The sequence below is a fragment of the Sphingomonas sp. GW821-FHT04B01 genome, assembly GCF_059420425.1.
On sequence record NZ_JBWKTR010000009.1, the window covers coordinates 141,830 to 154,343 of the forward strand.

General features: G+C 68.1%; 10 protein-coding genes. 4 read left to right on the forward strand and 6 right to left on the reverse strand.

The window, feature by feature from the left end; translation table 11 throughout:
• Positions 1-34: 34 nt before the first annotated feature.
• The 6 genes from AC07UH_RS18305 to AC07UH_RS18330 all read right to left on the reverse strand — a co-directional run bounded on the left by AC07UH_RS18305 (position 35) and on the right by AC07UH_RS18330 (position 7,205).
• Positions 35-2,422, reverse strand: a complete 2,388-nt coding sequence (locus tag AC07UH_RS18305; protein ID WP_495181438.1) for a TonB-dependent receptor — start codon at positions 2,420-2,422, stop codon at positions 35-37.
• The gene (locus AC07UH_RS18310; RefSeq protein ID WP_495181439.1) at positions 2,419-3,375 is read right to left on the reverse strand and encodes a FecR family protein; all 957 of its coding nucleotides are present in this window, start codon (positions 3,373-3,375) and stop codon (positions 2,419-2,421) included. The genes AC07UH_RS18305 and AC07UH_RS18310 overlap by 4 nt, the downstream gene beginning before the upstream one ends.
• Positions 3,372-3,872: an RNA polymerase sigma factor gene (locus AC07UH_RS18315; protein WP_041394062.1), complete on the reverse strand. Its 501-nt coding sequence runs from the start codon at positions 3,870-3,872 to the stop codon at positions 3,372-3,374. Before AC07UH_RS18315 ends, AC07UH_RS18310 begins: the two co-directional genes overlap by 4 nt.
• A 311-nt stretch (positions 3,873-4,183) precedes the next feature.
• On the reverse strand, positions 4,184-4,516 hold the full coding sequence (locus AC07UH_RS18320; RefSeq protein WP_495181464.1) for a YnfA family protein: 333 nt from the start codon (positions 4,514-4,516) through the stop codon (positions 4,184-4,186).
• A gap of 37 nt (positions 4,517-4,553) precedes the next feature.
• Positions 4,554-6,002 (reverse strand): lipopolysaccharide biosynthesis protein, encoded by a 1,449-nt coding sequence (locus AC07UH_RS18325; protein ID WP_495181441.1) that lies wholly within the window; start codon positions 6,000-6,002, stop codon positions 4,554-4,556.
• A 174-nt stretch (positions 6,003-6,176) separates the two neighbouring features.
• Positions 6,177-7,205, reverse strand: a complete 1,029-nt coding sequence (locus AC07UH_RS18330) for a glycosyltransferase family 8 protein (RefSeq protein WP_495181442.1) — start codon at positions 7,203-7,205, stop codon at positions 6,177-6,179.
• A 317-nt stretch (positions 7,206-7,522) separates the two neighbouring features.
• Between AC07UH_RS18330 and AC07UH_RS18335 the strand changes: the two genes are divergently transcribed.
• From AC07UH_RS18335 to AC07UH_RS18350, 4 genes are all read left to right on the forward strand, one after another.
• Positions 7,523-8,935: a hypothetical protein gene (locus AC07UH_RS18335; protein WP_495181443.1), complete on the forward strand. Its 1,413-nt coding sequence runs from the start codon at positions 7,523-7,525 to the stop codon at positions 8,933-8,935.
• 155 nt (positions 8,936-9,090) lie between these two features.
• Entirely contained in the window at positions 9,091-10,089 is a 999-nt protein-coding gene (gene galE, locus AC07UH_RS18340) for a UDP-glucose 4-epimerase GalE (RefSeq protein ID WP_495181444.1), read from the forward strand.
• 36 nt (positions 10,090-10,125) lie between these two features.
• Positions 10,126-11,100: a UDP-glucuronic acid decarboxylase family protein gene (locus tag AC07UH_RS18345; protein WP_495181445.1), complete on the forward strand. Its 975-nt coding sequence runs from the start codon at positions 10,126-10,128 to the stop codon at positions 11,098-11,100.
• Positions 11,101-11,349: 249 nt separating this feature from the next.
• Positions 11,350-12,414, forward strand: coding sequence for a glycosyltransferase family 2 protein (locus tag AC07UH_RS18350; protein ID WP_495181446.1), 1,065 nt, complete (start codon positions 11,350-11,352; stop codon positions 12,412-12,414).
• Positions 12,415-12,514: the final 100 nt, after the last annotated feature.

Below are 12,514 nucleotides of genomic sequence, written 5' to 3' on the forward strand. Positions count from 1 at the left end.
CCGGAGCATGCCGGCCGCGCCGGTGACGCCAGGTCTAGAAACGCGTGTCGAGGCCGATCCGGAAGGTGCGTGGCCGCAGCGGCGTGACCTGATCGCGGCCGGTGGCGAACGGCGTGCCGAGCGCGAAGCGGTTGCCGCGCGTGTCGAGCAGGTTGCTCACCCCCGCGGTCACGCCGAAGCGCGCGAAAGCAAGCCGCGCGGTGACCTCGGTATCAAGATAGCTGCCCTGCCGCTGGCCGAGCACCGGGCCGACGCCGAGCCGCGATGACCCGACGTAGCGCAGCCAGCCGTCGACCGTCAGCCCCGCCGCGCCGAGATCATGATGGTAGGTGGCCCCGGCCCGCGCGGTCACCTTCGCGATATTGGGAATCTGTTCGAGCCGGGCGGAGGCCTGCGCGCGCGTGGCCGCCGCCCCCGGCGGTAGTTCCGGCGTCGCGATCAGCGCGAGCAGCCGGCTCGACGGCTCTTCGATGCGACCGTCGTTGTACGACACCGCGCCTTCAAGGCGCAGGCCGCCGACCGGGCGCAGCGTGCCGGTCGCCTCCACCGTCCACAACCGGCCGTTGCCGATATTGGCGGTACTCGGCAGGCCGAGGCCGTCGATGAAATCGGCCTGGATGTCGCGCCACGACGCCCGCGCGACCGTCACGCTGAGATCGGCGAGCGGCGAGCCATGGCGCACCCCGGCCTCGATCGTCGCCACCCGGTCGTTGCGGAACTGGCGCACATAGTCGCTTTCGATCGCCAGCCCGCCCGGACGGAATCCCTGCTGGTAGCGCAGGAACAGCTTGGTGCGCCGGGCGACGTCGACGAGCGCCGAGGCCCCCGGCAGGACGATCGTCTGCGACCGCTGCGCCGTCTCGCCGTCGCGCGCCGTGGTGGCGACGTCCTCGGGACTGCCGTCCAGCGTCGACCGCGTCGCGCGCAGGCCGCCGGTGAGCAGCAGGCCGGGCAGCGGACGGATGCTGCCCTCGCCATAAGCGGTCCATTCGCGTACGCTGTTGACGACGCCGGTGGTCGGCGCGGGCGCGTCGGGGGCGCCGAGCAGGCGGCGCAACCGGGTCTGATTGTGGACGTAGCTGATGCCGGCGAGCCAGCCCGATCCGTCCGGGGCGCTCTGCCAGGCGCGGGTCTCGTTCGCCTGCATCCGCGTCCGATTGGCCTGGACGAACAGGCGGGGCGGGCCGCCGGGCGGCGTCGCGTCGTAGCGTTCGAGCAGGTCGTGCGCGGTGAGGCCGCTGGTCGAGCGGAACCGGACCGCGCCGATCTGACCGGCGATCACCGCCTGTGCCTGACCGTAATCGGCGCGGAAGCCCTCAGTCACCGGGGCGAGGCGGGTCAGCGGCGCGCCGTCGCGATCGGCATATTGGCTGTCCGCACCATGGATCCGCTGGCCGATGCCGATCAGCTCGGCGCTCCAGCCGGACCCGATCTCGAGGTGCGCGGTCGCCCGCCCGCCCTCGATGCGGGTGCGATTGACGTCGGCGCGGCCGAGCAGCGGCTTGTCGATATAGCCGCCCTCGATCGCGTCGGTGGCGACGAGGCGCACGCCCAGCCGGTCGGTGACGATAGGCACGTTCAGCACCGCCTGTGCGTCCAGCCCCGGACCGCCATGCATCGTCGCCGACGTGCCGACCACCACCGATCCCGCGGCATGGTCCAGTGCGACCGGATTGGGCACCAGCCGGATGAGCCCACCGAGCGATCCGGCGCCGTAGAGCGTGCCCTGCGGGCCTTCCAATACCTCCACCGCCGCAAGATCGGCGAGGCGCAGATCGGGGTCGGGTGCGTTGTAGCTGAGGCGCAGGTCGCCGTAATATTGGCCGACCGTCGCCTGGGTCGGGCCGGTGAAGCTCGAATCGGCGATGCCGCGGATGAACAGCTTGTTCCGGCCGGCGCCGAGATAGGTCGAGGTCACGCTGGTCAGCCGCTGTACGAGGCGATCCGTGCCGCCGGCACCGCCGCGCTCCAGTTCGCCGCCCGGGATGCTCGAGACCTGGCCGGCGAAATTGTCCTGGGTCGTATCGCGCTTGCTGGCGGTGACGACGATGTCGCCGTCGGGCTGCGGCGCGGGGGGTGGCGGCGACGGGGGCTTCAGTCGGGGCAACGGACGGGGCGCGGCGGGCGGCGCGGGGCGCAGCCGCCAGCTCTGCGCGCCGATCGGCTCGACCTGCGCATGCGCGCGCGCGGCGATCGCGGCGAGCGCCGCCTTGGCCGACAGCCGTCCGCGCAATGCGGGGACCGCGCGCGACCAGAGCGATGCGTCGGGCACGACGATGCTGATCCGGGCCTGACGGCCGAGCGCGGTCACCTGTTGCCCGACGGTGCCGCCGGGCAGGTTGATCGACAGGGTCTCGGCGCGAACCGCGGGCGAGACGAGGAGCAGCGCGCAGGCGGCGATGCCGCTCGTCCCGCGCCTCACCGAGGCAGATCCAGCGTCCAACCGTCGCCGTTGCGCCGCACGCTGACGTCCAGAAGCGCCGCGAGCAGCATCGGGTCGTTGCGGAACGCGTGCGTCTCCAGCGTGCCGTTGAAGATCCGGGTGGCGACCGCCGGGGCGGCGGTGATGCGCCAGCCGAGCTGCCGCGACAGGTCTTCGGCGACCTCCGCCATCGTCGCGCCGTCATAGGCGAGGCGGCCGTCGCGCCAGGCGCCGACATCGGCGACGTCCGTCCGCGTCCGCCGCAACGTGTCGCCATCGGCGACGACCCCCTGACCGGGGTCGAGGCGGAGCGCAGCGCCTTTGGGGTCGACCATCACCGCGCCTTCGCCGACCGCGACCTGCTTGCGCGCGCCCAGCACCCGCACGTCGAACACGGTGCCGAGATCGGTCAGCGCAAGACCGCCGACATCGACGTGGAACGGCGCGCCAGCGTCGTGGCGCACCCGGAACAGCGCCTCGCCCGCCTCGACGGTGGCGCGACGCGGCCGGGCCCGATCGAGCCGGACGCGCGACCCGCCGGCCAGTTCGATGCTGCTGCCTTCGGCAAGCGCGATGCTGCGCCGTTCACCCGCCATGGTGGCGATCGTATAGGATCGATCCTGTTCGCGCCAAAGACCGAAACCGAACAAGCCGACCAGCACGACGGCGACGGCGAGCCAGATGCCGCGCGCCGGCCGCTGCACAGGCTCGGCAATGACCGGCTCGGGATCATTCGCGGCGCGTGGCGGCGTCGGGACGGTCCGGGCGACGCTTTCGGTCGCGGCGGTCAGAGCGACGACCGCGCGATCGTACAACTCCGCATGCCCCGCATCCGCTTCGAGCCAGTGCGTGAAGGCGTCCCAATCGGCATCGGGCTCGGCCATCCGCAGCGCCCAGTCCAGGGCGACGCCGTCGACGGCATGTCCCGCGGCGCCCGGTCCGAACGCGCTCATCGTATCTCACCCTTCAGCTTGACCAAGGCCCTGGTCACGTCGCGCAAATCGCTCTCCACCGTACTCAGGCTGATGCCCAGCTCCGCAGCGATCACCCGTTGCGGCACCCCTTCGACGCGCGCCCGATGGAAGATCGTCGTCTTGCGATCGCCGAGGCTGCGCAGGAGCTGCGTGACCTTCGCCGCCTCCTGCCGCGCGCCTACCTCGCGTTCCGGGGTCGGGGCGGTCGCGGGATGATCCTGCTGTCCGTCGTGCCACGCCTGGTCGCGCCGTTCCGCCTGCCGCAGCGAGCGATAGCGGTCGATCATCAGCAGATCGGCGGCCCGATAGAGATAAGCGACGGGATTGGCGATCGGTCCGTCGCTGCGCCCCGCCACCTTGAGCCAGAGGTCATGGACGAGATCCTCGGCAGCCTCGCCCGCACCACGTGCCCGGAGGAAACGAAGCAGCTTGTCACGATTGTCCAGATAGACTGCTTCGAGGCCGTTCGGCGGCATGGTGTGACGGGTCGTCCGCGTTGGAAGATGCCGCTGTCTAATCGGAGAGGCGTGGCAGGAGAAGCCATGTTTGCCGTGGTCCGCTCCGGTACGCGGTGGAGAGGCGTCATCGGCGGTCTCGTCCAGCGGGGGAACGCACCTGTCCGCCGCGCAAGCCGCGATCGGCCGCGTATCGTCCCATCCATCCGTTCTGTCTTGCAGACCCTCGTCGAGGCGCATAGTCGGTCTTTCCCGGTCTTTAGCAACCGAGACGGAGTCGGACGGGCAAAGCCTTGGAACCGCCGGCCTTGCCCCCTTGCAGAAGGCGGCGGTCAGGTCCCGGATGCGACGCGCGGTCCGCAATAGATGATCGCTGCGCCGGCAAGGCACACGCAGGCCCCCAGGACGTCCCAGCGATCCGGCTTCGTACCTTCGGCGAGCCATAGCCAGACGACCGCCAATGCGATGTAGACGCCGCCATAAGCAGCATAGGCGCGCCCCGCCTGCGCTACGGCCGGCAGCGTGAGCAGAGAGGCGAACAGGCATAGCGACAGCAGGCCCGGGACGACCCACCACATCGATTTGCCGAGGCGCAACCAGGCCCAGAAGGCGAAGCATCCGGCGATTTCGGCGAGCGCTGCCGCAAGGAATGCAAAGGCCGTCATCGTTGCGTTCGCGCTCATGGCAAAGGCCTCCGGTGGCCTATGCGGGGCCGCGCCGCCCGAACCGCCGCCCGATCTGCGACAGCCGGTCGACCACCATGCTCTCCGGCCCCTCGGGACGGCCGACCGCCGCCCAGGAGCCGAGCAGGATCGCGCCGTAGACCGATGCGCCGAGCACGACGGTGCCGATCACCGCGACCAGCGACAGCGACTGGCGCATCGCGTCGGGCAGCAGCAGGATCGCCGCGGCCATGCCGGCGGTGGCGAGCGCGATCCGCCACGGCGCGAGCACTTGCGCGACGATGCCGAGGCCGACGAGCTTGCGGACATAGCCCATCGTCACCAGCATCATCGTCGCATTGGTGAGGACCCGGCCGATCACCGCGCCCATCACGCCATAATACCAGATCAGCGCCACCAGCACCGGCAGCTTGATGACGATCTCGACGAGGCGCTGGCGCAGGAAGATCGAGGTACGGCCCATCGCCATCGCCATCGGATCGAGCGGCGAGACCCAGACGACGAACACCGGCGCGAGCGCGAGCCAGCGCAGCATCGGGATCGACGAGATCCAGTTGCCGCCGAGCACCACCGGCACGACCTGGTCGGCGACGAGGCTGAGCCCGATCATGCCCGGCGCGGCGATGGTCAGCAGCGTCTGCGAGATGCGCAGATAGGCGCGCGCCATCCGCTCGCGCGAATCCTTGAGCGTCACGAAGCCGGCCATCAGCGGCCGCATCGCCGGCGTTACCAATACCTGTTCGGGCACCGACGACAGATCCGCCGCCATCGAGAAATGGCCGAGGTCGCCTTTGCTGATGAAGCGGCCGAGGATCAGCTTGTCCGACTGCCAGCTCAGCGCGGCGAGCGCCTGCGCGAGGCTCGCCCAGCCGAGGAAGCCGGCGAAGCTGCGCCATTGCGACAGGCCGAGCCGCGGCCGGAACGGCGCGAAGCAATAGGATTGCACCATGCTGGCGAGCGGCGTGACGACGGTGCCCGCGGCGATCGCCCAATAGCTGTGGGTGGTGATCGCGAGCACGACCGCGACCGAGAAGCCGAACACCTTGCTGACGATCTCGATCACGAGATCGCGGCGGAAGTCGATGCGGCGGGCATATTGCACCATCGCCGGGCTTTGCAGCCCCCGCGCGATCGGCGACAGCGCGAGGAACAGGATCAGCGGCACCAGTCGCGGATCGGCATAGGCCCAGGAGAAGGGAAAGGCGGCGCCGGCGATGACGATGGCGAGGATCGCGCCGCGGAGCACGCCGATGGTGAAGGCGGTATCGAGATGGCTGCGGCCGATCTGGTCGAGCCGGACCAAGGACTGGACGATCGGCAGTTCGGACACCGCCTCGACGATGAAGATCAGTGTCATCGCGACCGAGATCAGGCCGAAATCCTGCGGCGACAGCGTCCGCGCGAGCACGATCAGCGTGGTGAAATCGATGCCGCGCGCCATCAGCCGCGAGGCCATCAGCCACGCCACGCTGCCCGCCGTCCGGCTGCCGACCCCCGGCCCACCCTCTGGTCCGGCCCCTGGACCGCCCCCTGACTTGTCCGTCATCGCCGCAATGCCACCCTTATCATCCAGTGCCGGCCCGCTCCCCGCAGCCCCGGCGACCGCCCGGCGATCGGGGCGGCGCACATCGCCATGCCCTACTCAATCGCGTGGCACGAAAAAAGTCCTGTGCAGGAAGCGCTTGAGCAGCACCGCCTGCCAGCGGTGCTCGGCCGCCTCCTTGGCCGCCTTGGCCATTCGCCGCGCCCGCATCGTCAGCGAGTTGGTGAGATATTTGGGATCGATGTTCCGGCTGGCGTCGACCTTGAGGTATTTGGAGAAATACGGATAGGCTTTCAGGAAATCGACGTAGACCTGACGGTGGCTCGGGTCCCACGGTCCGTTGGTGGTGTTCCACGGTTTGACCGGCCCGGTGAAATGGACGATCCGCGGGCCGACCGAGCGATCGAGATCGGCGAGCCGGAACCAGGTCGTGTAATTGTAGCGCGGATGCATCATCTGGCGCTGCGCTGCGACCACCGCGTTGAGCGCGCTCTGGTCGTGATGCTTGCAGCGTTCGGGGTTCTCGGCGAGGAAGCGCAACGCCCGGGTGGTGAACGTCCGCCACGCCTCGCGCCGCGCCATCATCACGCCGGCATTGAAATAATCCGCGACCCGGTCGATGCCGATGCCCTTCAGATAGGATTGCGGATTGGCGTAGCGGCCACCGTTGTCGAGCCGGTCGCTTCCCGCCAGCACCGTGCCGGGCGGGCAGTCGTATGCGATCAGCGGCGCGACCGGGCCGACGATCTGGACGTCGCCGTCGATATAGATGACCGTCTCATATTGCGCCGGGATCTCCGCCTCGACCGCGAGCCGGCCCAATGTCGAGCTCGGGCAGTGCAGGTCGGGCAGGCGGTCGACGCTGTCGGGGATGAAGCGGCGGCTGTCGAGGAAGCGGAAGTTGAACCGCGCCCCGCCGAGTGCCGCCTGGATCGCGCCCTGTTCCTCGTCCGGAATGTCGATCAGATAGATGATGATGTCGGCGATCGCGACGACGTCCGGCTGGGCGGCGAGCTGCGATGCCGCGATCAGCGCCTGGCCGACATAGCCGCGGTCGCTCACGAAGGTGATGACCCGGGTGATCCCCGGCCTGTCACACTCGGGTGTCCCCAGGATTAGCTTGTTCACCGGTACACTCCTGACTGCGCATCTGGGCGGACATTGGCCGGCGGCCACGTCGCGACCATAACCACACGCGACAGGCGTCCCGATGTACGCCGGGGTCGTGTCCCCCTATGACCAGCACGGGTCAATATTTAGTAACCGTCCGTTTTGGCACGGGTTACGCGGGCAAGGATAGCGTTGCGCGACAGGCGATGCTACGCTTTTGTTATGCCTGGGATCAGGTCGACGGATGGTGCGTGCCCATCACGCGAGACTGCACCGCCACCTTTCGGGGCCGGGGGATGCAGGCGATGTCACACGCGCCCCGATAAGGGTCTGTAATGGTCGTTCTAGCAATCTTCTGGCTGTTGTTCTTCGCTGCGGCGGTGTCGGGTATCCGCTGGACGCTGTATCTGTTCTTCGTCAGCCTCGCCTTCGGCTCGCTCGCCATCCTGCCCGTCAACCTGACCGGCGGCACCACCTTCCTGCCGCACACCGCCTGTTCGGCGTTGCTCTGCGTCCGCTCGTTCATCGCCTGCCGCAAACCGCACCTGCTGATCGACGGGCTGCTCGACTATAACAAGCTCGGCCTGCTCACCGCCTTCATCGTCTACGCGCTGATGGTCACCTATACCGCGCCGTTCCTGTTCCACGGTGCGCCGATCATGGGGCTCAACAACATCACGCGCAGCCCGCTGGGCTTCGGTTCGGGCAACATCACCCAGCCGCTCTACCTGCTCGCCGCCTTCGCGATCACCATCTCCATCTACCAGCTGCTGCTGCAGACCGACACGCGGCGCATGGTCTATCAGGCGATCTTCGTCGGTGGCGTGATGGCCGTGGTCGCCGGGATGATCGACATGGCGACCGCAGGCTCCGGCCTGCTCGCGCCGCTGCGCACCGCGACCTATGTCATCATGGACGGCGACGACGTCGGCGGCATGCGCCGCGTCATCGGCTTCAACACCGAAGCCTCAGCCTATGGCACATTGGTGCTGTCGTTCGGTGCGATCATCTATTTCACGCGGATCGGCGACGCATTGGGCGGCGTCTATGCGAAGCTCCAGACACCCCTGGCGCTCGCGCTGGTTGCTTTCACCGTCCTGTCGACCTCCTCGGCGGCCTTCCTTGGCATCGCCGTCCTCGGCGTCGTCGCGGTCTTCGCCAACGTCATGGCGCTGCGCCACCCTGCCGACGAGAAGCGCGCGCTGGTCCAGCTGCTCGTCATCGGTGCGGCGATCCTGATCATTGCGGCGCTGGTGGTCGTGACGCCCAGCCTGTTCAACGGCGTCATCGATCTGGTCGACAGCCTGATCTTCAAGAAGACGTCGAGCAGCTCCTATTCGGAACGCAGCAGCTGGAACCTCGTCAGTCTCGAAGGCCTGGTCGCTACCGGCGGCTATGGCGTCGGCGTCGGATCGACCCGCGCATCGAGCTGGCCGGTCGCGGTGCTGAGCAGCACCGGCGTCATCGGCGGCCTGCTGATGGTGCTGTTCTTCCTGCGCATCTCGACGCTGAGCCTGCGCGGTGCCAGTGACGAGATCCGACGCGTGGTGACGGGCGCGCGCTACAGCTTTCTGGTCTGCCTCGTTCCCGGCGCGGTGGCAGGAACGCTGGTCGACTTCGGCGCCTTCAACGCGACGCTGTTCGCGATCACCGCCGCGCTGCCGACGCTGATCCCGGTAGCACCGCGACGGCGACGGCGCCCCGCCGGACTGCCGAGCCAGGCTCGCCGTACAACGCTGACGTCATGACGGTAGCCGTCGCGCGGTATCGTGCCAGCTGTATCATGCTGGTGCGCCTTCGGCCCATCGGCATACCTGTTATCAATACCTGGCGGTTAAGCCTTTTGCGGATCTGGGGTAATTTACCTTTGATTCCACGGGCGTGACACAGGACGATCGGACGCATGAGCAGGCGCATTCTGGTAACCGGCGGGGCGGGATATATCGGTAGCCACACCTGCAAGGCGCTCGCGGCGGAGGGGTTCCTGCCGGTCACCTACGACAATCTCAGCCTGGGCGATCCGGCGCGCGTGCGCTGGGGACCGTTGGTCGAGGGCGACGTCCGCGATGCCGCTGCGGTCGCGCGTGCGATCGCCGATCACGACGCCGAGGGCGTGATCCATTTCGCCGCGGACGCCTATGTCGGTGAATCCGTCGCCGACCCCGCGCGCTATTACGACAATAACGTCGGCGGCATGATCGGCCTGCTCGCCGGCATGCGCACGGCGGGATGCGGCCGGATCGTCTTCTCGAGCACCTGCGCGGTCTATGGCGACCCGACGACGCTGCCGATCTCCGAGGACACGGTGCCGGCACCGGTCAATCCCTATGGCCGGACCAAGCTCATCGGCGAAGGGATGCTCACCGATTATGCCGCCGCCTACGGGCTCGACTTCGTCGCGTTGCGCTATTTCAACGCGAGCGGCGCCGACCTCGACGGCGAGCTGGGCGAGGACCGCGAGTACGAACCGCATCTCATCCCGCGCGCGATCCTTCACCTGCTCGGCCATCTCCCCGATTTCCAGGTGTTCGGCAGCGACTTCCCGACCCCCGACGGCACCGCGATCCGCGACTATATCCACGTCGCCGACCTCGCCCGCGCACACGTGCTGGCGGTGCAGCGGCTGCTCGCCGGCACCGGCGGCCGGCGCATCTTCAATCTCGGCTCGGGCGTCGGCCATTCGGTCGCCGAGGTGCTCGCCGCGATCGCCGCGGTGTCCGGCCGGCCGCTCGCCACGCCGACCGGCAACCGCCGCCCCGGCGACCCGCCGCAGCTCGTCGCCGACGTCGCGGTCGCGCGCGACGACCTCGGCTTCACCGCGCGCCATTCGGCCTTGCGCGACATCATCGCCTCGGCCTGGCAATGGCACGTAAAGACCCATCGCGAGGCCGTGTCATCCTGACGCCGGCCGCCTCCATCCGCTCCTCGGGGACCGATCATGCATCTTGAGAAACGCATCCTGATCACGGGCGGCGCCGGCTTCCTAGGCTCGCATCTGTGCGACATGATGCTCGCCCGCGGCCATCGCGTCCTGTGCGTCGACAATTTCTTCACCGGCACGCAGCGCAACGTCGACCATCTGCGCGACAATTCGCGCTTCGAGCTGATGCGCCACGACGTCAGCTTCCCGCTGTTCGTCGAGGTCGACGAGATCTACAATCTCGCCTGCCCGGCCAGTCCGATCCACTATCAGCGCGATCCGGTGCAGACCACCAAGGTCAGCGTCGTCGGCGCGATCAACATGCTCGGCCTCGCCAAGCGCACCAAGGCCAAGATCTTCCAGGCCTCGACCTCGGAAGTCTATGGCGACCCCAGCGTCCACCCGCAGACCGAGGATTATTGGGGCAACGTCAACCCGATCGGCATCCGCTCCTGCTACGACGAGGGCAAGCGCTGCGCCGAGACCTTGTTCTTCGACTATCGCCGCCAGCACGGCCTGGCGATCAAGGTCGCGCGGATCTTCAACACCTACGGGCCGCGCATGCACCCCAATGACGGGCGCGTCGTGTCGAGCTTCATCGTTCAGGCGCTGCGCGGGCAGGACATCACCATCTTCGGCTCGGGCGAGCAGACCCGGTCGTTCTGCTATGTCAGCGACCTGCTCGCCGGCTTCGTCACGCTGATGGACACGCCGAACGACGTCACCGGCCCGATCAACATCGGCAATCCGGTCGAGTTCACGATGCTGGAGCTGGCGACGCTGGTGATCGAGCTGACCGGCTCGCGCTCCAGGATCGTCCACATGCCGCTGCCCGCCGACGACCCGCGCCAGCGCCGCCCCGACATCACGCTGGCGCGCCAACAGCTCGACTGGGAACCCAAGATCCAGTTGCGCGAGGGTCTCGAGAAGACGATCGCCTATTTCGACGCTCAGCTCGCCGGATACGCCCAGCACCAGCGGGCCGATCCATGATAGGACGAAATCACCGTCGCCATGACGGCGTGACGCTTGCAAATCCCGCGCCGGCCATGCCATGGATCATCGCTTAGTCAGGCGATTTGAAGGTGTTGGTAATCATAGCATTACCACAACAAGCAAGTTGCCGCGATCCAGCGAGCTAAACGGTTAGGACCAAAACGGGCGTGCGCACGATAGACCAGTATGTATTGTGCCGGCCGCATGACGCGGGACTACATATCCGTCAGGAACGGGATCGCCGGCATGACTGAGGGGATGCCGTCGATCCGGGCCAGCGTCGTCGTCATCAACCACAATTACGGCGAATTCCTCGCCACCGCGATCGACAGCGCGCTGGCGCAGGATCATCCCGATGTCGAAGTGGTCGTGGTCGACGACGGCTCCACCGACCATTCGGCCGCGATCATCGCGGGCTATAGCGACCGCATCCGGGCGGTGATGAAGGCACAGGGCGGCCATGTCGAGGCGGTCAACGCCGGCTACGCCGCCTCGTCTGGCGAGGTGGTGCTGTTCCTCGACGCCGACGACCTGATCCATCCCGACTGCCTGCGCCGCGCGCTGGCGATGCTCCAGCCGGGCGATTCCAAGGTGCAGTTCCGGCTGGCGACGCTGGACCGCACCGGCGCCGACCAGAACATGCCGTTCCCGCATTTCCCGCCCAATTTCTCCGCCGACGACGTGTTGCGCGGCGCGGCGCGCTCGGGCTGGTATCCCTGGACGGTGTCGACCGGCAACGTCTTCGTCCGCGGTTTCCTCGACCGGGTGATGCCGATCGATGCCAAGACGGTCTATCGGTCGCCGGACGGCTATCTCAGCAAGCTCGCGCCGCTCTACGGGCCGGTGCGCTCGCTGCGCGAAGTGCTTGGCGGCTATCGCGTCCACGGCCAGAACGCCTGGGCGAGTTCGCAGAAGACGTGGAGCGCGGATACCGCGCTGCGCTGGCTCGCGTTCGACCGGGTGCTCGAACGCGCCTTCGTCAGCGCGGCGCAGACGCAGGGCGTCGTGGTCCGCCAGCCGCTGCTGCGCTCGTTCCAGGCGCTCGAATATCGCATGCAGGCGCTGCGCTTCGCCGATCCGGACAAGCGCCCGCCCGACAGCCGCCAGACGGTGATGACCGACGCCGTCCACTGGCTGGTCGAGCTCCACCCGTTCGGCTGGCCGGGCAGCGTCGCGCGATTCGGCTGGCTGGCGTTCCTCGGCTATGCGCCGCGCCGGCTGGTCGAACGCCAGGTGCGCAAGGCGCGCACCCAGACCAACCGCTCGCTGTTCTGGCGCTCGATGCTGTCGCTGACCCGCAAGTTCGAATAATCCGGCAATATTGTCGCCTCGGCACGCGACATGCATCTTGAAGCGATTGTCCCATTATCCGTCAGATCCGGATATCGGCCCGCCCGGGCCAATTTGTTTT